Genomic DNA, 20,570 nt, shown 5'->3' on the forward strand with positions numbered 1-20,570 from the left:
GAGAACTGTGACGCCTGAATCCCACGCCCCGACCGGAACGGGCGACCCCACGCTCGTGCCGCCGCCCGGCTGCCCCGCGCACGGCCTCGGGCCCGGGGGGCCGCGCCGGCTCCACACGGCGGAGGACCTGGGAGAGCTGTACGAGGAACTCCGGGCGGAGCACGGCCCCGTCGCGCCCGCGCTGCTCCACGACGACGTTCCCGTCTGGGTGGTCCTCGGCCACGCGGAGAACCTGCACATGGTGCGCGCCCCCGCGCAGTTCTGCCGGGACAGCCGTATCTGGACCCCGCTCAGGGAGGGCAAGGTCCGCTCCGACCACCCGCTGATGCCGCACATCGCCTGGCAGCCCATCTGCTCCCACGCCGAGGGCGACGAGCACAAACGGCTGCGCGGCGCGGTCGCCGGCGCCATCTCCACGATCGACTTCCGGGATTTGCGCCGCCATGTCAACCGGCACACCCAGCGGCTCGTCAACCGCTTCTGCGGTCAGGGCCGCGCCGACCTCGTCGGGCAGTTCGCCGAGCATCTGCCGATGGGCGTGATGTGCGAGATCCTCGGCATGTCCGGCGAGTACAACGACCGGCTGGTGGAGGCCGCGCGCGACGCGCTCAAGGGCACCGACACCGCCATCGCCAGCCACGCCTACGTCATGGACGCCCTGGCGCGGCTCACCGCGCGCCGCCGGGCCGAGCCGGGTGAGGACTTCGCCAGCCATCTCATCACCCACCCGGCCAGGCTGACCGACGACGAGGTCCGCGAGCACCTGCGTCTGGTCCTCTTCGCCGCGTACGAGAACACCGCCAACCTCATCTCCAACGTGCTGCGCGTGGTCCTCACCGACCCGCGGTTCCGCGCTCAGCTCAGCGGCGGCCAGATGACGGTGCCCGAGGCGGTCGAGCAGTCCCTGTGGGACGAGCCGCCGTTCAGCACCATCTTCGCCTACTTCGCCAAACAGGACACGGAGCTGGGCGGCCGGCGCATCCGCCAGGGCGACGGTCTGCTGTTCGGGATCGCGCCCGGCAACGTGGACCCCCGAGTGCGTCCGGACCGGTTCGCCGACATGCAGGGCAACCGTTCCCATCTCGCGTTCGGCGGGGGCCCGCACGAGTGCCCCGGTCAGGACATCGGGCGGGCGATCGCCGACACGGGCGTGGACGCGCTGCTGATGCGGCTGCCCGACGTCCAGCTCGACTGCGACGAGGACGACTTGACCTGGCGGTCGTCGATCGCCTCCCGCCATCTGGTGGAGCTGCCGGTGCGCTTCGAACCGAAGCCGCAGCAGGACGTGAGGGAGCTGCCGAGCCATCGACCGGTCCCGGTGCAGCGCGCGACCTGGCAGGTCGGCATGTCGCGGTCGGCGGTGCCGTCGGGTGCCGGGGGCCTGCCGGGCACCACGGCTTTGGCGGCTCCGGCGGCCCCGGCGAGCGGGGCGCAGCCGCAGCCGCGGCGGCAGCCACAGCCCGAGCCCGTCCCTGCGCCTGCCGGGGCGGAGGCTTCGCCGCGGCCGGAGTTTGAGCCCGGCGACCGCCCGCGGAGCGTGTGGCAGCGCGTCCTGCGCTGGTGGCGCCGCCCCTGAACACCGCGCGGCGGACCGGGGACGGCAGGACGGCCTGACCGGCGGGCCGGGACAGCGGTACGGGGCCGGTGCCCGCCGGACGGGTCAGCGCTCCGCGGCCCAGCGGTCGTACGCCGCCCAGGCGTCCAGGACCCGCCGGCTGCGGAACCGGTGCTCCCGCCCCGTGACCGGGTCGGTGAACTCCAGCGCGCGGGCCAGGAGCTGGAGCGGCCGGCGGAAGTCGCCGGGCGGGGCCGGGGCGGCGACTTCCGGATAGAGGGGATCGCCGAGGATCGGCACGCCGAGGGCGTTCATGTGCACGCGCAGCTGGTGGGTCTGGCCGGTGGCGGGCACCAGCCGGTACCGGCCCAGCGCGCCGCCCCGCCACGGGCGGTGCTCGGCCAGCTCGACGCGGGTGACGGCGTTCGGCTCGCCCGCGACCTCGCGGGCGGTCAGCACGCCGCGCTCCTTCACGATCCGGCTGCGCACGGTCCGGGGCAGGGCGAGCGAGGGATCGTACGGGGCGACGGCCTCGTACTCCTTGCGCACCCGCCGGTCCCGGAACAGCGTCTGGTACGCGCCGCGCTCCCGCGGCCGTACCGTGAACAGCACGAGCCCGGCGGTGAGCCGGTCCAGGCGATGGGCGGCGGTCAGCGTCTCGATGCCCAGCTCCCGGCGCAGGCGCGCCAGCGCGGTCTCGGCGACATGGCCGCCGCGCGGGGTCGTGGCCAGGAAGTGCGGCTTGTCGACGACGACGATGTGCTCGTCGCGGTGGACGACCTCCACCGGGAAGGGCACCGGCACCTCGGCGGGCAGTGCGCGGTGGAACCAGACGAACAGCCCGGGCTCGTAGGGCGCGTCCGCCGCCACCGGCCGGCCGTCCGCGCCGACGACCAGCCCGGCGTCGAACATCCCGTCGACGACCCCGGCGCCCGCGCCGGAGAGCCGCTCCACCAGATGCTCGCGCACGGTGGCCCACGGACCGCCGGCGGGCAGCCGCACTCGTACGGGGTCCACCCCCTGGCGCTGGGGGAGGGGAGAGGGCGGGGGCGGGGTACGGCGTCTCATCGCGAGCCAAGGGTACGAGCCGGCCGGACGGCGGCGGAAAACACCGGGCGCGTGGCGGGAGCCCTTGGCAGGATGCGCGTCATGCCTTACCTCACGCGTGCGGTACTCCCGGCCGGGACGCTCTCCCGCACCCCGCAGCCCACCCTTCCCGCCGGCGACGGCCTGGTCCTGCGCCCCTGGCGGACCGAGGACGCGCCCGCCGTCTTCCACGCCTTCCAGGACCCGGCGATGCACCAGTGGCACATCCGCGCCGCCGACTCCGAGGAGGAGACCCGCGGGTGGATCGCCGAGTGGCAGCGGGCCTGGGCGCGGGAGCGGAACGTCCAGTGGGCGGTGGCCGACGCGGCGGACGACCGGCTGCTCGGCCGGGTCGCCCTGCGCAACATCCTGCTCGGCGACGGTGTGGCCGAGGTCGCCTACTGGACGCTGGCCGAGGCCCGCGGCCGGGGCGTCGCCGCGCGGGCCACGGCGGCACTGGCCGGCTGGGCCCTGGACGAGATCGGCTTCCACCGCCTGGAGCTCACCCACTCCGTCCGCAACCAGGCGTCCTGCCGCGTCGCGGGGAAGACCGGATTCGCCCTGGAGGGCACCAAGCGCAGTGCCCTGCGGCACCCCGACGGCTGGCACGACATGCACCTGCACGCGCGCGTGCGCGGCGACGGCGCCTGAAGGGCGAAGCCCGGCCCCCGGGGCGCCCGGCTCTCACCGGGCGCCCCTTGCGGCTCCGCTCACGCGGCGTGCGCGCTCTCCTGCTCGGCCTCGATCCGCGCGTTCCACTCCCGCTTCGAGGCCTGCCAGCCGTCCTCGTTGTGGCCCAGGCGCCAGTAGCCGGAGATGGACAGGTCCTCGCGCGGGATCGCGCGCTCCACACGCAGCAGGCGGCGCAGTTCCTTCACGCAGCCCGCCTCGCCGTGCACGAAGGCGTGCACGCGCCCCTCGGGGAACTCCAGGGCGCGCACCGCCTCGACCAGGGCCGCGCCGACCGGCCGGGTGCCGCGGTGCAGCCAGACCACCTCGACATCGGAGTCGATCTTCTGCTCCTCCTCCGGGCCCGCGACCTCCACGAAGGCGTGGGCGCGGGCGCCGTCGGGCAGCGCCTCCAGGGAACGGGCGATCGCGGGCAGGGCGCTCTCGTCACCGGCGAGCAGATGCCAGTCGGCGGCGGGGTCGGGGGCGTAGGCGCCGCCCGGGCCCATGAAGCGCACGGTCTCGCCCGGCCGGGCGCGCAGCGCCCAGGGGCCGGCCAGCCCCTCGTCGCCGTGGATGACGAAGTCCAAGGTCAGCTCGCGGTGCTCGGCGTCCCAGTGGCGGACCGTGTACGTCCGGGTCACCGGCCACTGGTCACGCGGGAACTCCGCCCGGATCCGCTCCATGTCGAACGGCTCGGGGTAGGTCACGCCCTCGGCGGGGAAGAGGAGCTTCACGTAGTGGTCGGTGCAGGTGTCCGCCGAGAAACCGGCGAGCCCCTCGCCGCCGAGGACCACGCGCTGCATGTGCGGGGTCAGCCGCTCGGTGCGGACCACCCGCGCGGAATGGGGCTTCCGCGGCTTGCGTACCGGTCGGTCTGCCATGACGGCCTCCCTGCTCCCTGGACTTAGGCTTACCTAAGTTAGCATCCCCATCCTCCTGTACGCCTCATGGAGCGCGAGTCGTGTCTGACTCGCGCTCCGGAGGCCCGCAGAGTACGGCTTCCCTCCGGTGGGCGGGTGATTCGCGTTCCGCGAGTGCCGGGTGCGGCCTGCGGCTCACGCCGTCAGCGTCGCCAGCAGCCGTTCCAGGGACCCGCCCAGCCCCCAGCGGGCCGCCAGCGTCTCCAGGGCGGCCGGGTCGCGCGGGGTGCGCGGCACCGCGGTGTCGACGTCCGGCAGCGGTACGTCGTCGGCCACCCGGACGACCTTCGGGGCGACGGCGAGATACGGCCGGGCCTCGGTCAGCCGCCTGCGCTGGGCCGGCGTGAGCCTGGCCGCCGGGTCGTCGGCCGCGGCCAGGATCCCGGCCAGGTCGCCGAACTCGGCGAGCAGCTTGGCGGCCGTCTTCTCGCCGATCCCGGCCACGCCCGGCAGCCCGTCGCTCGGGTCGCCCCGCAGCAGGGCCAGGTCGGCGTAACCCCGTCCGTCGACGCCGTACTTCTCGCGCAGCACGGCCTCGTCGGTGAGCTGGAGGGTGCCGACGCCCTTGACCGGGTACAGCACCCGGACGCCGCGCCGGTCGTCGACGAGCTGGTACAGGTCGCGGTCGCCGGTGACGATGTCGACCGGGCCCCGGGCGCGGGCGGTGTAGGTGCCGATCACGTCGTCGGCCTCGTACTCCGGCACGCCCACGCGGGCGATGCCCAGCGCGTCGAGGACGGCCTCGATGACCGGCACCTGGGGCGACAGCGTGTCGGGCACCTGCTCCTCGTCCGGCCCCGCCGCGTGCTCCTCGGCGACGCGGTGCGCCTTGTAGGTGGGGATCAGCTCGACCCGCCACCGCGGGCGCCAGTCGGCGTCCATGCAGGCCACGAGGTGGTCGGGGCGGTGGTCCTTCACCAGGCGGTCGATGAAGTCCAGCAGGCCGCGCACGGCGTTCACCGGCGCGCCGTCCGGGGCCTTCACGGACTCCGGGACGCCGAAGTAGGCGCGGAAGTAGAGGGATGCGGTGTCGAGGAGCATCAGTCGTCCGGTCACGCCTCGCATCATGCCGCAGGTGGAGGGCGGTCCTCGGCGCGGCGCGAAGGAGGGGGCCGCCCCCGGGACTCGGCGGCGTGTGAGCCGGGTCACTCCTGTGTTTGGGCCAGGGGCGATGGGGCAGGCGCGCTCCCGGGTTGAAGCTTGTTGCTTTATTCAACTGTTAGCCAGGCTTCGCATCCCTGTCCTTGTCCCCGAGCCAAGAGGTAAGCGTGTCAGCCAGGCTTGAGGCCGAACATCTCTACAAGGTGTTCGGCAGAAAACCGGATCAGGCAGTCGAACGGCTGCGTCAGGGCGCCGACCGGGAGGAACTGCGCGCCGACGGGACCACGGCGGCCGTCATCGACGCCTCCTTCACCGTGGAGCCCGGCGAGATCTTCGTCGTCATGGGACTGTCCGGATCCGGCAAGTCCACGCTGTTGCGCATGCTCAACGGGCTCCTGGAGCCCACCGCGGGGCACGTCCGCTTCGGCGGCCAGGACCTCACCGAGCTCGGTGACCGAGGGCTGCGCGAGGTCCGCTCCAAGAAGATCAGCATGGTCTTCCAGCACTTCGCCCTCTTCCCGCACCGCAGCGTCCGCGACAACGCCGCCTACGGCCTGGAAGTGCAGGGCGTGCCCCGCGCCGAGCGCGAACGCCGCGCCGACGAGGCGCTCGCCCTGTGCGGCCTGGCCGGCTGGGAGAAGTCCTGGCCCGACGAGCTGTCCGGCGGCATGCAGCAGCGCGTGGGACTGGCCCGCGCGCTCGCCACCGACGCCGACCTGCTGCTGATGGACGAGTCCTTCAGCGCGCTCGACCCGCTGATCCGCCGCGACATGCAGGACCAGCTGCTGGAGCTGCAGAAGACCCTGAAGAAGACGATCGTCTTCATCACCCACGACCTCAACGAGGCCATGCGCCTGGGCGACCGCGTCGCCGTCATGCGCGACGGCCGGATCGTGCAGCTCGGCACCGCGCAGGACATCCTGATGCGGCCCGCCAACGACTACGTCGCCTCCTTCACCCAGGACGTCGACCGCTCCCGCGTCCTGACGGCCGGCGCCGTCATGGACCGCGACGTGCGCGGCGACGAGGCCGACTGCGACTGCGAGACCGCCACCCCGGCCACCCCGTTCGTCGAGCTGTGCGCCATCAGCGCCCGCGTGCCGCACCCCGTGGCCGTGCTGGACGACGGCGACGAGCTCGTCGGGGTGGTCCCGCGGCAGCGTCTGGTCGGCTTCCTCGGCGACGAGCAGGCCGCCCCCGGCACCTGCGACTCCACCCGGCGCCAGGGCGGCGGGAAGGTGATGGCCCATGCCTAGGATCCCGCTCGGCGACTGGGTCAACGACGCGGTCGACTGGCTGCTCGGCCACGTCTCCTGGCTGTTCGACTTCCTCAAGTCCGTCTTCACCGGCACCTACGACGGCATCAACGCCGTCCTCCAGGCGCCCGAGCCCCTGCTGCTGGCGGGGATCTTCGCGGTGCTGGCCTTCTGGCTGCGCGGCACGCTCGCCGGCGTCCTCGCCTTCGTGGGATTCGCGTTCATCGACTCCCTCGAACTGTGGGAGGACGCGATGGTCACCCTGTCGCTGGTCCTCGTCGCCACGATCATCGCCCTGGTCGTCGCGGTGCCCCTGGGCATCTGGGCGGCGCGCTCGGACCGCGTCAGCGGCCTGGTCCGGCCGGTGCTCGACTTCATGCAGACGCTGCCCGCGATGATCTACCTCATCCCGGCGATCCTCTTCTTCGGCACCGGAGCCTCCGCGGGCATCGTCGCCACCCTGATCTTCGCGCTCGCCCCCGGTGTGCGCATGACCGAGCTGGGCATCCGCCAGGTCGACAAGGAACTGGTCGAGGCGGCCGAGGCGTTCGGCACCAGCCGCCGCAACACCCTGCTGCGCGTCCAGCTGCCGCTGGCACTGCCCACCGTGATGGCGGGCGTCAACCAGGTGATCATGCTCGGTCTGTCCATGGCCGCCATCGCCGGCATGGTCGGCACCGGCGGCCTCGGCGGGGACGTCAACGAGGCCATCGGCCAGCTCAACGTCGGTCTCGGCTCCGAGGCCGGTGTCGCCATCGTGATCCTCGCGATCTACCTGGACCGGATGACCAGCGCCCTCGGCACCCAGGTCTCGCCGCTCGGCCGCCGCGCCGCGGCCCGGGCCCGGGCCGCGCAGGGCCTGAAGATCTGGTCCTACCGGCCGCGTCCGCAGATCGCCGTCGTCGGTGTCGTGGTCCTCGCGCTGGTCGCGGGCGGCATGGGCGTGTTCGGCGGCAGCGGCGGCTCCGCCGGCGCCGCCGACAGCGAGAACGTCGGCCAGGGCAAGAAGATCAGCATCGGCTACATCCCCTGGGACGAGGGCATCGCCTCCACCTACCTGTGGAAGGAGATCCTCGAACAGCGCGGCTACCAGGTCGAGACCAAGCAGCTCGACGCCGGCCCGCTGTACACCTCCCTCGCCCAGGGCAACATCGACCTCCAGACCAACGCCTGGCTGCCGACCACCCACTCCCCGTACTGGGAGAAGTACGGCGACCGGCTCGACGACCTCGGCACCTGGTACGGCCCGACCTCCCTGGAGCTGACCGTGCCCTCCTACGTGAAGGGCGTCGACTCCCTGGAGGACCTCAAGGGCAAGGCGGACCTCTTCGGCGGCGAGATCACCGGCATCGAGCCCGGCGCCGGTGAGATGTCCCTGCTGAAGAACACGGTCCTGGAGAAGTACGGCCTGGACAAGGAGTACAAGGTCGTCGACAGCTCCACCCCGGCCATGCTGGCCGAGCTGAAGCGGGCCTACAGCAAGAAGGAACCGATCGTCGTCACCCTGTGGTCGCCGCACTGGGCGTACAACGACTACGACCTGAAGAAGCTGAAGGACCCCAAGGGCGCCTGGGGCCAGGGCGACGGCCTGCACACGCTGTCCCGCAAGGGCTTCGCGCGGGACAACCCCGTCGTCGGGACGTGGCTGAAGGACTTCCGGCTGGACGAGAAGCAGCTCACCAGCCTCGAGGCCGAGATCAACAAGGCAGGCAAGGGCCGCCAGCAGGACGCCGTGCGCGCCTGGCTGAAGGACAATCCCGGCATCGTCGACCGGCTCGCCCCGGTCGGCTCCGGCTCCGCCGCCACCCCCGCCGAGGCGAAGCGTCCCCTGGACGTGGCCTGGTTCCCCTGGGACGAGGACATCGCCGTCACCCACCTGTGGAAGAACGTCCTGGAGCGGCGCGGCTACCGGCTCAACCTGAAGCAGATGGACGTCGGCCCGGTCTACACCGGCCTGGCCTCCGGCGACCTCGACCTCAACTTCGACGCCTGGCTGCCGCACGCCCAGAAGAACTACTGGGACAAGAGCAAGGACGACCTCACCGACCTGGGGACGTGGTACGAGCCGACCTCGCTGGAGATCGCCGTGCCCTCGTACGTCAAGGACGTGAGGTCCATGGCGGACCTCAAGGGCAAGGCCGACCGGTTCGACGGCAGGATCATCGGCATCGAGCCGGGCACCGGCCAGATGAACATCCTGAAGGAGAAGGTCCTGCCGGGCTACGGCCTGGACCAGGAGTACGAGGTCGTCGACGGCTCCACCCCGGCGATGCTGGCCGAGCTCAAGCGGGCCTACGCCGAGAAGAAGCCCGTCGCGGTCGTGCTGTGGTCGCCGCACTGGGCGTACACCGAGTACGAGCTCACCAAGCTCGGGGACCCGAAGAAGCTCTGGGGCGAGGGGAACACCATCCGCACCATCGCGAGCGAGAAGTTCCCCGAGCAGTACCCGCGGCTCACCGAGTGGATCAAGAACTTCCGGATGAGCGAGAAGGAGCTCGGCAGCCTGGAGAGCGAGATCAAGGACCGGGGCCAGGGGCATGAGCAGGAGGCCGTCGCCGCCTGGCTGGAGGAGCACCCGGACATGGTCGGCCGGATGACCCCGCGATAGCCGCCGCGACCGCCTCCCCGGCGGTCCCCCGAGGGGCGGATCCGCCCATGCCGCGCGAGCATGGGGGATCCGCCCCTCGCCGTATGGCCGCCGGGCTCACGCGCCCTCGTCCCTGACCACCCCCGTACGCCCCTGGTGCCCGTCGTCGTCACACTCCCGTCTGCCTTCGGGCGGACGACGGGAGTGTGACGACAGGCCCTCGCGCCGTGTGACCCCCTTCGTGTGACCCCCTCGGTGCCGTGTGTCCCCTCTCGTGTGATGATCTCGTGTGGCCTCTCTCGTGTGATCACCCCTCACGAGTGGCCACGTCCCGCCGTACGGCCGCCGCCCGTCGCACCACCGCCGGGCGGAGGACACGGCAGGGATCCGGACAACCACGGAGCGCTATGTCCCCGCCCTGGCCGTCCCGCCCCGCGGGCCCGGACGGACAGGCGGGAACATCCGGGGCCGCCCGGGCCTTGAACCGAAGACGTGCCCGAAGACCGCGCCAGGGCGGCGATCGGGTGGCGTGAACTGTGAGGTCCCGGTCGCCGGGACGTGACATCGATGTGACGGGCGCATGAAACGGTTTGCCGAACATGCGTAGGGTGCAGAGAAGTCATCAGAAGAGGACCGCCCGACGACGGGCGGCGGCGCGGCGACGGGCGGAGGAGGGAGCCGAGCGATGGGCGACCACAAAGAGCAGCCCCTTCGGGTGGGCGCGGCCGTCCGGCGGCGGCGCCGGGCCCTGGAGCTGACCCTCGCCGTCGTGGCCGAGCGCAGCGGCCTGTCCGTGCCCTTCCTCAGCCAGATCGAGAACGACCGGGCCCGGCCCAGCACCAGCTCTCTGGAGAAGGTCGCCGACGCCCTGCGCACCACCGCGGTGGAGCTTCTCGCCGCCGCCGACCCCGCGTGCAGCGTGGACGTGGTCCGCGTAGAGGATCCCGGGCCGCCGTTCGAGCCGCGGGTGCGGTCCCTGGTGCGCGGGCACCACCAGATGCACGCCTCGGAGTTCACCGGCGACCATGACGCGGGCCGCGAACTGCAGTACCGCAACGACCAGCTGATGTACGTCGCCGAGGGCGCGGTGGAGATCGAGGCCGAGGGGCGCGCCTACCGGCTCGGCCGCGGCGACACCCTGTACCTCACCGGCGGGGTGCGGCACCGCTGGCGGGCGACGGTGCCCGAGACCCGGCTGATCGTCGTCGCCGTCGCCGAGCACATCGAGGCGGTGCGCAACCGGCCGCGCCCGTGAGGGCCGTCTCCCTGGTGCCGTCGCTGACCGAGGCGGTGGCCCGTACGGTCCCGGGCGTGCTGGCCGGTGCGACCGACTGGTGCGCGCACCCGGCGGACCTGGACGTCGTACGCGTCGGCGGCACCAAGAACCCGGACACCGGGCGGATCGTCTCCCTGGCCCCCGATCTGGTGATCGCCAACGAGGAGGAGAACCGCGCCCCCGACCTCGACGCCCTGCGCGCGGCGGGCGTCGAGGTCCTGGTGACGCGTGTGCGCACGGTGCCGCAGGCCTTCGGGGAGCTGGCCCGGGTGCTGGCGGCCTGCGGCGCCCGGACCCGGCCGCGCTGGCTGGACGAGGCCGAGGAGACCTGGTCGGCGCCCGAGCCGTCCGGGCACCGCGTGACGGCGGTCGTGCCGATCTGGCGCCGGCCGTGGCGGGTGCTCGGCCGGGACACCTTCGCCGGTGACGTGCTGGCCCGCCTCGGCGTCGACCACCTGTACGCCGGCCACGCCGACCGCTATCCGAGGGTCGCCGTCCAGGAGCTGCGGGCGGCCCGGCCGGATCTCGTGGTGCTCCCCGACGAGCCCTACCGCTTCACCGCCGCCGACGGCCCCGAGGCCTTCCCCGGGCTGCCGTGCGCGCTCGTCAGCGGACGGCACCTCACCTGGTACGGTCCGTCGCTGGCGCGGGCCCCCGGGGTGCTGGGACGGGCGCTGCGAGCAGCGCGCCGCTGATCAGCCCGCGGGCCGTGTGCACGGCCGCGACGGTCCAGGCGGCGGCCAGGACGGCGTACAGGGCGACGGCCGGCGCGCCGTACACGGCGAGTCCCGTGTGCCTCCCGAGCGCCTCGGTGCCGGTGACGCAGGTCCCCAGCGGGAAGACGAACGACCACCACGTCATGGTGAACCGCATGCCGTGCCGCCGCGCCCGCACCACATGCGCGGTGGCCAGGCCCAGCCACAGCAGCGCGAAGCCCATGACCGGCACGCCGTACAGGACGGACAGGACGGCGAAGCCGTCGTGGTACGGCGCCGGCAGGACGCCCGGCGCGACGTCCGCGAACTTCCCGGCGGCGGTGGTGGACTGCCCGAGCGGGCCCAGCACCAGGAACAGCGTCGGGGTGAGCGCGAGCGGCAGCGGCCCGGCGGTGAGCAGCCGGGCGAACACCAGCGGCAGCATCACCAGCGTCGCCAGCAGGCTGAGCCCGAACAGCGCGAAGCACGCGAACAGCAGGGTCTGGCGCGGCTGGCCCGCGGGCAGGTGGGGCACCAGCAGCGGGCCCGTCGCGGCCGACACCATCGGCGGGATCAGCGGCAGCAGCCACACGGCGCTGGCCTGTCCCGGCTCGACGCGGTGGCGTACGGCCATCAGGTACGGCACGGCGACGGCCGTCACGAGGCCCAGGGCGGTACCGGAGACGAACAGCACGGTGTCCAGGGCGAGGGCCGCCCGGGTGCCGATCCAGTCCTGGCCGACGGTGAGCGCCCCGCCGCCCACGGACAGCAGGGCCATGGCCAGACAGCCGTAGAAGGGCGCCGTCGCCGGGTCGAGGAGGTGGGCGCGGGCCTGGTCGCGGTGGTGCCGCCAGTGCAGGACCCGCGCGAGGAGCAGCACCGTGAGCAGCAGCAGGGCCAGCGCCCAGACGACGGTGCAGGCGGTGCGCAGGCCGGGAAGACGCAGCGGCAGCCCCGCACCGGCGGTGGCGACGATGGCGGTGCCCATCACGGTGGCGTACCAGTTGGGGCCGAGATGGCGCACGGCCGCCGCACGGGGTGGGCGCGCGGGGGCACGGAGAAGAGGCTGGGCTGCGGTGATCATGGTTCTACAGTGACGGCACATGCGCCCCCTGACCAGGGAGCATGCCTCTATCGGGACATAAGCTGGGGTTATGAGCAACACGGCAGAACAGGAGGATTCCGCGCGGACACCCGCCGGGTCGCTGGCCCATCGGGTGCCGGACCTCGGGGCTCTGGAGCTGCTGCTGGCGGTGGCGCGGCTGGGCAGTCTCGGCGGGGCGGCACGGGAGCTCGGCATCACCCAGCCGGCCGCCAGCAGCCGCGTCCGCTCCATGGAGCGCCAGCTGGGTGTCGCCCTGGTGGACCGCTCGCCCCGCGGGTCCCGGCTGACCGACGCCGGTGCGCTGGTCACCGACTGGGCGCGGCGGATCGTGGAGGCGGCGGAGGCGTTCGACGCGGGGGCGCAGGCCCTCAGGGACCGCAGGGACTCGCGGCTGCGGGTGGCGGCGAGCATGACCATCGCCGAGTACCTCCTGCCCGGCTGGCTGCTCGCGCTGCGCACCCAGCGGCCGGACACGGCGGTGTCGCTGCTGGCCGGGAATTCGGCGGCGGTGGCGGAGCGGCTGCTGGCCGACGAGGCCGACCTCGGGTTCGTGGAAGGGCTCAGCGTCCCCTCCGGGCTGGACTCCGCGGTGATCGGCCACGACCGCCTGATCGTCGTCACCGCCCCGGCCCACCCCTGGGCCCGCAGGCGGCGCCCGCTGGCCGCCGGGGAGCTCGCGGCGACCCCGCTGATCCTGCGGGAGAAGGGCTCCGGCACCCGCCAGGTCCTCGACGCCGCCCTCGGCGGCCTCGCCCGCCCGCTGATCGAGCTCTCCTCGACCACGGCCGTGAAGGCGGCGGCGGTCGGCGGCGCCGGTCCCGCCGTCCTCAGCGAACTGGCCGTCGGGGAGGAACTGGCCATGCGGCGCCTGGTGAGCGTCCCCGTGGCGGACGTCTCCCTCGCCCGCGACCTGCGCGCCGTCTGGCCGACGGGCCACCGTCCGGCGGGCCCGGCCCGGGACCTGCTGTCCCTCACACGAGGGTGAGACCCGCGCTCCCCGTGCCGCGCCCGGTGCCGGCCCTCGCGGCGGGACGGCCGCGCGGGGGCGGCCCCGCCACGGCCGTCCCGCCGCGACGGGGACGGGGCGGGAACCGGCCCCGACCGGCAGCCCCCAGGCGCCGGGGCCGTTCGCCTCAGCGCGGGGCGGCGGCCGCCTCCACCAGCGCCCGCATCACCCGTACGTCCTCGCCCATCTCCGGGTGCCACTGCACGCCCAGCACCCAGGGGCCGGCCGGGAGTTCGACGGCCTCCACCGTGCCGTCCGCCGCGTACGCCGACGCCACCAGGCCCGCGCCGAGGCGGTCCGCGGCCTGGTGGTGGAAGGCCGGTACGGAGGTCTCCTCGGGGACGACGGCGGCGTACCGGGTGCCCGGGACCGGCCGGACCGGGTGGCGGCCGAAGACACCCGGGGGACCGGCGTGGCCGTCGAGGTGCTGCACGAGGGTGCCGCCGAGGGCGACGTTCAGCAGTTGCAGGCCCCGGCAGATGCCCAGCAGCGGGGCGCCCCGCGCCAGCGCCGCGTCGATCAGGGCCAGCTCCCAGGCGTCCCGGGCCCGGTCGGGCGGGCCGGTGCGCGGGCCGGGCGCGGCGCCGTAACGGCACGGCTCGACGTCCGGGCCGCCCGCGATCACCAGGCCGTCCAGCCGGGCCACGGTCGCGGCGGCGTGCTCGGGCGCGTCCGGCGGGAGCATCGCGGCCAGCCCGCCCGCCCGCTGTACCAGCCGCGGATACCCGGCCGGCAGCAGCGCCGCCTCCAGCTCCCACACCCCCCAGCGCGCCCCGGACTCCAGATACGTACTGACGCCGATCAGCGGCCTGCCCGCCATCCGACCTCCCGGTAAGGACTCACCCCGTACCTTTGCGGAGCGACCCGGCGCGCGGCAAGGCGCCTACGCCAGAAACCCCCGCAGCAGCGCCGCCGTCCCCGCGCAGTGCTCCCGCATCACCTCCCGCGCCCGGTCCGCGTCCCCGGCGAGCACCGCCTCGACCAGCGCGGTGTGCTGCCGCTGGGAGTGCTCCAGGTTGCGGACCAGCAGGGGGATGCAGTCCAAGAGGTCGTTCACCGTGGCTCGCACCGCCGCGTACTGCGCGGTCAGCGTCGGTGACTCGCACAGCTCGGCGAGGGTGAGGTGGAGCATCGTGTCCGCCCGGCGGTAGCCGTCCAGCGGCGCGTCGTGCGTGCCGGCGAGCGCCCGGCGCAGCCGCCCGGCCCGCTCGCCGTCCAGGCGGTGCGCGGCGCACAGCCCGGCCGCGCCCACCTCCAGCACCTCCCGGAAGCGCAGCACGTCCTCCAGGTCGACCCCGGCGACCCGCCGCCGCAGTTCGTCCTCGCCGGCCGCGTCCGCGCGCGGCCGCACGAACGTGCCGCCGTACCGCCCGCGCCGCGACTCCACCAGCCCCTGGTCGTGCAGCACCTTCAGCACCTCGCGCAGCGTCACCCGGCTGATCCCCAGCCGCCGTGCCAGCTCCCGCTCGGCCGGCAGCCGCTCGCCCGCCGCCACCAGCCCCAGCCGCACCACCTGGAGGATCTGTTCCAGCGCCTCCTCGAAACCGTTGCCCGCGCGCACCGGCCGCAGCACCGGCGCCAGCCGGTCCGCCCCCGCGCCCCCGGTCTCCTCCGCCATGCGGCCGCGCCCCCTTCCCAAGCAATGGTCTGCGGCCATACCTTATGGCCCGGCCCATGGCTCCCGGCCGGACGCCCCAGCGCGCAGCAGCCCCAAGGAGGCTCTCCCGTGGCAGACCGCACAGCGCCGCTGAGCGTCGAGGAACTGCACGCCCTCGTCGCGGGCGGGGACATCGACACCGTCGTCCTGGCCTTCCCCGACATGCAGGGCCGCCTCCAGGGCAAGCGGTTCGCCGCCCGCTTCTTCCTCGACGAGGTTCTCCGCCACGGCACCGAGGGCTGCTCCTACCTCCTGGCCGTCGACGCCGAGATGAACACCGTCGACGGTTACGCTATGTCCTCCTGGGACCGCGGCTACGGCGACTTCGCCATGCACCCCGACGTGAGCACCCTGCGCCGCGTCCCCTGGAACGAGGGCACCGCCCTGGTCCTCGCGGACCTCGCCTGGAGCGACGGCTCCCCGGTCACCGCCGCGCCCCGCCAGATCCTGCGCCGCCAGCTGGAGCGCCTGGCCGGGCGGCACGGCCTCACCGCCCAGGTCGGCACCGAGCTGGAGTTCATCGTCTTCAAGGACACCTACGAGCAGGCATGGAACGCCGGATACCGGGGGCTGACCCCGGCCAACCAGTACAACGTCGACTACTCGGTCCTCGGCACCGGCCGCGTCGAGCCCCTGCTGCGCCGCATCCGCAACGAGATGGCGGGCGCCGGCCTCACCGTCGAGTCCGCCAAGGGCGAGTGCAACCCCGGCCAGCACGAGATCGCCTTCCGCTACGACGAGGCCCTGGTCACCTGCGACCAGCACGCGATCTACAAGACCGGCGCCAAGGAGATCGCCGCCCAGGAGGGCGTCTCCCTCACCTTCATGGCCAAGTACAACGAACGCGAGGGCAACTCCTGCCACATCCACCTCTCGCTCGCCGACGGCGAGGGCCGCAACGCCATGGCCGGGGACGGCCCCGACGGCATGTCCGGCCTGATGCGGCACTTCCTCGCCGGGCAGCTCGCCGCGCTCCGCGACTTCTCCCTCCTCTACGCCCCCCACATCAACTCCTACAAGCGGTTCCAGCCGGGCTCCTTCGCCCCCACCGCCGTCGCCTGGGGCCACGACAACCGCACCTGCGCCCTGCGCGTGGTCGGCCACGGCCGCTCCCTGCGCTTCGAGAACCGGCTCCCCGGCGGCGACGTCAACCCGCACCTGGCGGTCGCCGCGATGGTGGCGGCCGGGCTGTACGGCGTCGAGCGGAGACTGGAGCCGCCCGAGCCCTGCCCCGGCAACGCCTACACGGCCGGCTTCGCGCACGTCCCGACGACCCTGCGCGAGGCCGCCGAGCTCTGGGAGAACAGCCCGATCGCCCGCGCCGCCTTCGGCGACGAGGTCGTCGCCCACTACCGCACCATGGCCCGCGTCGAACTGGACGCCTTCGACGCCGCCGTCACCGACTGGGAGCTGCGCCGCTCCTTCGAACGCATGTGAGGCCCCCGTGTCGAACGAGCTTCCCGTCCTGAACCCGGCCACCGAGGAGACCATCGCCACCGTCCCCGCCGCCGGCGCCGCCGAGGCCGGCGCCGCCGTCGCACGCGCCGCACGCGCCCAGGCCCGCTGGGCCGCCCTCGCCCCCGGCGACCGGGCCCGGCTGCTGCGCCGCTTCGCCGCCACCGTCGACGACCACGTGGAGGAGCTGGCCCGCCTGGAGGTCCGGGAGGCCGGGCACACCCTCGGCAACGCCCGCTGGGAGGCGGGCAACGTCCGCGACCTGCTCGACTACGCCGCCGGGGGAGTGGAGCGGCTGACCGGCCGGCAGATCCCGGTCCCCGGCGGCCTCGACGTCACGATCCTCGAACCACTCGGCGTCGTCGGCGTCATCGCCCCCTGGAACTTCCCGATGCCCATCGCGGCCTGGGGCACGGCCCCGGCCCTCGCGGCGGGCAACGCGGTCCTCCTCAAACCCGCCGAGACCACCCCGCTCACCGCCCTCCGCCTCGCCGAACTCGCCCTGGAGGCGGGCCTTCCGGAACACCTCTTCCAGGTGCTGCCCGGCCACGGCCCCGTCGCGGGCAACGCACTGGTCGAGCACCCCGGCGTGGCGAAGATCGTCTTCACCGGGTCGACGGCCGTGGGCAGACAGGTGCTGGCCAAGGGCGCCGCCCACCTCAAGCGCGTCACCCTCGAACTGGGCGGCAAGAGCCCCAACATCGTCTTCGCCGACGCCGACCTGGAGGCCGCCGCGGCCGCCGCCCCCCTGTCCTTCCTCGACAACGCCGGCCAGGACTGCTGCGCCCGCACCCGCATCCTCGTCCAGCGCGCCGTCCACGACCGCTTCCTGGACCTGCTCGCCCCCGCCGTCGAGTCCGTCGTCGTCGGCGACCCGGCCGACGAGCGCACCCAGATGGGCCCGCTGATCTCCCGGCGCCAGCTCGAACGGGTCCGCGCCTTCGTCCCCGGGGACGCCGCCGGCATCCGCGGCAAGGCCCCCGAGGGCCCCGGCTTCTGGTACCCGCCCACCGTCCTCACCGGCGTCGACCCCCGCGCGCGGGTGGCCGTCGAGGAGGTCTTCGGGCCCGTCGCCGTCGTCCTCCCCTTCGACGACGAGGCCGACGCCGTCCGCCTCGCCAACGCCACCGACTACGGCCTGTCCGGGTCGGTCTGGACCCGGGACGTGGGCCGCGCCCTGCGCGTCGCCCAGGCCGTCCGCGCCGGGAACCTGTCCGTCAACTCCCACTCCAGCGTCCGCTACTGGACCCCCTTCGGCGGCTTCAAGCAGTCCGGCCTCGGCCGCGAGCTCGGCCCGGACGCGCTGGCCGCCTTCACCGAGACCAAGAACGTCTTCATCAGCACGGAGGGCCCCGCACAGTGAGCGCACCGACCGAACAGACCGTCTGCCGGCGCCTCGTCGGCCGCACCGCCGTCGTCACCGGAGCCGGCAGCGGCATCGGCCTCGCCGCCGCCCGCCGCCTCGCCGCCGAGGGCGCCCACGTGGTGTGCGGCGACATCGACGAGGAACGGGGGAAGGCGGCGGCCGAGGAGACCGGCGGCCTCTTCGCCAAGGTCGACGTCACCGACCCGGAGCAGGTCGAGGCCCTGTTCAAGACGGCGTACGACACCTACGGCAGCGTCGACGTCGCCTTCAACAACGCCGGCATCTCCCCGCCCGACGACGACTCCATCCTGGAGACCGGCCTGGAGGCGTGGAGGCGCGTCCAGGAGGTCAACCTCACCTCCGTCTACCTGTGCTGCAAGGCCGCCCTGCCGTACATGCGGCGCCAGGGCAAGGGCTCCATCATCAACACCGCGTCCTTCGTCGCCCGCATGGGCGCGGCGACCTCCCAGATCTCCTACACCGCGTCCAAGGGCGGCGTCCTCGCCCTCTCCCGGGAGCTGGGCGTGCAGTTCGCCCGCGAGGGCATCCGCGTCAACGCCCTGTGCCCCGGCCCGGTCAACACCCCCCTGCTCCGGGAGCTGTTCGCCAAGGACCCCGAGCGCGCCGCGCGCCGCCTCGTCCACATCCCCGTCGGCCGGTTCGCCGAGGCCGAGGAGATCGCCGCCGCCGTCGCCTTCCTGGCCAGCGACGACTCCTCCTTCGTCAACGCCACCGACTTCCTGGTGGACGGGGGGATCTCCGGCGCCTACGTCACCCCGCTGTAGCGGGACCGCCGGGCGCTCACAGGAACGTGCGGCCCTCGCCGCGGTACGTCGGCACGGTCGCCGTCACCCGGTCGCCCTCCACCAGGTGCAGCGCGTCGAACCGCTCGCAGAGCTCACCGGCCTTGGCGTGCCGGAACCACACCTTGTCGCCGATGAGGAGGTCGTCGGCGGGGAAACCCAGCAGCGGCGTCTGCACCTCGCCGGCGCCCTCCCGGGGGTCGTACCGAAGGCCCTGCGGAAGGTACGGCTCCGGAAGCCGGTCCGTCCCCGCGGCCCCGGAGGCCGGATAGCCCCCGCCCAGCACCGTCACCACCCCGACGCCCGGGCGCCGCACCACGGGCTGGGCGAACAGGGCCGCCGGACGGCCGCTGAACGACGTGTAGTCGTCGAACAGGCGCGGCAGGTACAGCCCCGACCCGGCGGCGACCTCCGTGACCGCGGCCTCCGCCGCGGTGTGCTGCACGCTGCCCGTGCCGCCGCCGTTGACGAACTCCAGGTCCGGCACCACCGCCCGCACCGCGCGCACCGCCTCGGCCCGCCGCTCGGCGAGCTCCCGGCGCGCGGCGGCCTGCATCAGCCGGACCGCGCGCGACCGCAGCGGCCGCCCCGCCACCGCGTCCCCGACCCCGGCGACATGCCCCTCGTACGCCATGATCCCCACGACACGGAACCCCGGCCGCCGGGCCACCACGCGGGCCAGGTCGGCGAGGTGCGCCGGGGAGTGCAGCGGAGAACGGCGGGCCCCGACGCGCAGCCGCCCGCCCAGCAGCCGCAGCGAGGTGTCCAACTCCAGGCACACCCGCACCACTTCACGGCCGCCGTCGCGGGTCTCGTCGATCAGCCGCAGCTGCGCCGGATCGTCGACGAGCACCGTCACGGCCGCGGCGAGCTTCGGATCGGCGGTCAGCTCGGCGAACCCGGCCCGGTCCGCCGACGGATAGGCGAGCAGCACGTCGTCGACACCGCAGCGCGCCAGCCACAGGGATTCGGCCAGTGTGAAGGACATGACGCCCGCGAACCCGTCGCGCGCCAGCACGCGTTGGAGCAGCGCCCGGCAGCGCACGGACTTGCTGGCGACCCGGATCGGCTTGCCGCCGGCCCGGCGGACCAGATCACCGGCGTTGGCGTCGAACGCCTCCAGGTCGACGATGGCCAGCGGCGCGTCGAGATGGGCGGTGGCCCGGTCGTAACGGGCCCGGTCGGTGGGGCGCGCGGTCATGGACGCAGCCTGCCAGACCGGATTACCGCAGGGTAGGGGGACGTTCCGGGCCAAAGCCGCGGTCGCCCGGACTGGGTTCCCGTCCGGAGGGCGGCACGCCGTAAAGTGACGCGCACGCACGGCGGAACGACTCCTGCCGAGGTCCGTGCCGGGATGGCGGTCCGGTCGTGCGGGTATGCGTGCCCGGGAGAGCAGTGTCCGCCCGGGCAGGGCAGGATGATCCGCGCCCGCGCACGAGGAAGAGGCAGCGGCCCGGGCACGAGGAAACGGGGGGTGCATGAGCACGGAAGCGCGACGTGCCTCTTTTCCCCGGCGTCCCCCGCGCCCCCCGCGCCCCACGACCCCGCCGCCGGCGGCCGGGCCGGAGCCCTCCGGGGCGGACCGGCCGGCAGCGGGCCCCTCCGACGCCGGCGGCCCCCGGGTTCCCGCCTTTCCGCCCGCCGCGGGGAGCACCGGCCCCGCGGCCCCGCCCCCGCCCTCGGCGTCCGCCCGCTTCCCCGACGCACCGCCCTCGGTCGGCCGCCGCACGCCGGACCCGACTCCCGGCACACCGGCCCCGGCCGCCGCCTCCGCACACCAGGACATCCGGCCCCAGCCACCGGCGCCACACACGGGCGCCCCCGCCGGGACACCCGCCGCCCGGACGGCCAGCCGGACGACCACCCCGCGGGACCCGGCGCGTGACCCGGGCGCCGCCACGCGGATGCCGCCCGAGGCGCCTGCCCCAGCGTCGTCGGAGACGACCGTCCAACTGGGCTCGATGCGCGGCACGGGCGCTCCCGCGCGGACGGCGTCCGAGACGCCTGCCCATCCGGGTCCGATGCCCGGC

Annotated in this window: 17 protein-coding genes; 10 read left to right on the forward strand and 7 right to left on the reverse strand. The window is 74.2% G+C overall.

Going from position 1 to position 20,570, the window contains the following annotated elements:
* The first annotated feature begins 7 nt into the window (after positions 1 to 7).
* The gene (locus AB0L74_RS11540; RefSeq protein ID WP_365648961.1) at positions 8 to 1,576 is read left to right on the forward strand and encodes a cytochrome P450; all 1,569 of its coding nucleotides are present in this window, start codon (positions 8 to 10) and stop codon (positions 1,574 to 1,576) included.
* A gap of 84 nt (positions 1,577 to 1,660) precedes the next feature.
* Here AB0L74_RS11540 and AB0L74_RS11545 read toward each other — a convergent pair whose 3' ends face one another.
* On the reverse strand, positions 1,661 to 2,623 hold the full coding sequence (locus AB0L74_RS11545) for a pseudouridine synthase (protein ID WP_365648964.1): 963 nt from the start codon (positions 2,621 to 2,623) through the stop codon (positions 1,661 to 1,663).
* A gap of 81 nt (positions 2,624 to 2,704) precedes the next feature.
* On the opposite strand from AB0L74_RS11545, the gene AB0L74_RS11550 reads away from it, so the two are divergent.
* Entirely contained in the window at positions 2,705 to 3,292 is a 588-nt protein-coding gene (locus AB0L74_RS11550; protein WP_365648967.1) for a GNAT family N-acetyltransferase, read from the forward strand.
* A 59-nt stretch (positions 3,293 to 3,351) separates the two neighbouring features.
* Here the strand turns inward: AB0L74_RS11550 and AB0L74_RS11555 are convergent, their stop codons facing one another.
* Together AB0L74_RS11555 and AB0L74_RS11560 are read right to left on the reverse strand one after the other, a co-directional pair.
* Entirely contained in the window at positions 3,352 to 4,194 is an 843-nt protein-coding gene (locus AB0L74_RS11555) for a siderophore-interacting protein (RefSeq protein ID WP_365648970.1), read from the reverse strand.
* Positions 4,195 to 4,368: 174 nt separating this feature from the next.
* Entirely contained in the window at positions 4,369 to 5,298 is a 930-nt protein-coding gene (locus AB0L74_RS11560; protein WP_365649524.1) for a 5'-3' exonuclease, read from the reverse strand.
* Positions 5,299 to 5,501: 203 nt separating this feature from the next.
* On the opposite strand from AB0L74_RS11560, the gene AB0L74_RS11565 reads away from it, so the two are divergent.
* The 4 genes from AB0L74_RS11565 to AB0L74_RS11580 all read left to right on the forward strand — a co-directional run bounded on the left by AB0L74_RS11565 (position 5,502) and on the right by AB0L74_RS11580 (position 11,148).
* Positions 5,502 to 6,590: a betaine/proline/choline family ABC transporter ATP-binding protein gene (locus tag AB0L74_RS11565; RefSeq protein ID WP_365648973.1), complete on the forward strand. Its 1,089-nt coding sequence runs from the start codon at positions 5,502 to 5,504 to the stop codon at positions 6,588 to 6,590.
* Positions 6,583 to 9,198, forward strand: coding sequence for an ABC transporter permease/substrate binding protein (locus AB0L74_RS11570; protein ID WP_365648975.1), 2,616 nt, complete (start codon positions 6,583 to 6,585; stop codon positions 9,196 to 9,198). Before AB0L74_RS11565 ends, AB0L74_RS11570 begins: the two co-directional genes overlap by 8 nt.
* A gap of 664 nt (positions 9,199 to 9,862) precedes the next feature.
* Entirely contained in the window at positions 9,863 to 10,432 is a 570-nt protein-coding gene (locus AB0L74_RS11575) for an XRE family transcriptional regulator (RefSeq protein ID WP_365648978.1), read from the forward strand.
* Positions 10,429 to 11,148, forward strand: coding sequence for a helical backbone metal receptor (locus AB0L74_RS11580; RefSeq protein WP_365648980.1), 720 nt, complete (start codon positions 10,429 to 10,431; stop codon positions 11,146 to 11,148). The genes AB0L74_RS11575 and AB0L74_RS11580 overlap by 4 nt, the downstream gene beginning before the upstream one ends.
* Here the strand turns inward: AB0L74_RS11580 and AB0L74_RS11585 are convergent.
* Entirely contained in the window at positions 11,075 to 12,232 is a 1,158-nt protein-coding gene (locus tag AB0L74_RS11585; protein ID WP_365648983.1) for a TDT family transporter, read from the reverse strand. The genes AB0L74_RS11580 and AB0L74_RS11585 overlap by 74 nt on opposite strands.
* Before the next feature lie 70 nt (positions 12,233 to 12,302).
* Between AB0L74_RS11585 and AB0L74_RS11590 the strand changes: the two genes are divergently transcribed.
* Entirely contained in the window at positions 12,303 to 13,238 is a 936-nt protein-coding gene (locus tag AB0L74_RS11590) for a LysR family transcriptional regulator (RefSeq protein WP_365648986.1), read from the forward strand.
* A 148-nt stretch (positions 13,239 to 13,386) separates the two neighbouring features.
* On the opposite strand, the gene AB0L74_RS11595 is transcribed toward AB0L74_RS11590, so the two are convergent.
* Entirely contained in the window at positions 13,387 to 14,079 is a 693-nt protein-coding gene (locus AB0L74_RS11595; RefSeq protein WP_365648989.1) for a gamma-glutamyl-gamma-aminobutyrate hydrolase family protein, read from the reverse strand.
* Positions 14,080 to 14,142: 63 nt separating this feature from the next.
* Positions 14,143 to 14,877: an FCD domain-containing protein gene (locus AB0L74_RS11600; RefSeq protein WP_365648992.1), complete on the reverse strand. Its 735-nt coding sequence runs from the start codon at positions 14,875 to 14,877 to the stop codon at positions 14,143 to 14,145.
* Positions 14,878 to 14,985: 108 nt separating this feature from the next.
* Between AB0L74_RS11600 and AB0L74_RS11605 the strand changes: the two genes are divergently transcribed.
* Genes AB0L74_RS11605 through AB0L74_RS11615 form a run of 3 tightly spaced genes read left to right on the forward strand, consistent with a single transcriptional unit; the run spans position 14,986 to position 18,522 of the window.
* The gene (locus tag AB0L74_RS11605) at positions 14,986 to 16,353 is read left to right on the forward strand and encodes a glutamine synthetase family protein (RefSeq protein ID WP_365648995.1); all 1,368 of its coding nucleotides are present in this window, start codon (positions 14,986 to 14,988) and stop codon (positions 16,351 to 16,353) included.
* A gap of 7 nt (positions 16,354 to 16,360) precedes the next feature.
* Positions 16,361 to 17,734, forward strand: a complete 1,374-nt coding sequence (locus tag AB0L74_RS11610) for an aldehyde dehydrogenase family protein (RefSeq protein ID WP_365648998.1) — start codon at positions 16,361 to 16,363, stop codon at positions 17,732 to 17,734.
* The gene (locus AB0L74_RS11615) at positions 17,731 to 18,522 is read left to right on the forward strand and encodes a 3-oxoacyl-ACP reductase (protein ID WP_365649001.1); all 792 of its coding nucleotides are present in this window, start codon (positions 17,731 to 17,733) and stop codon (positions 18,520 to 18,522) included. Before AB0L74_RS11610 ends, AB0L74_RS11615 begins: the two co-directional genes overlap by 4 nt.
* A gap of 16 nt (positions 18,523 to 18,538) precedes the next feature.
* On the opposite strand, the gene AB0L74_RS11620 is transcribed toward AB0L74_RS11615, so the two are convergent.
* A complete protein-coding gene (locus tag AB0L74_RS11620; RefSeq protein ID WP_365649003.1) occupies positions 18,539 to 19,741 on the reverse strand; it encodes an amino acid deaminase/aldolase in 1,203 nt (400 codons plus the stop codon).
* Between the last annotated feature and the right edge of the window lie 829 nt (positions 19,742 to 20,570).

Source organism: Streptomyces sp. NPDC052020, assembly GCF_040680575.1.
Lineage (GTDB): Bacteria > Actinomycetota > Actinomycetes > Streptomycetales > Streptomycetaceae > Streptomyces.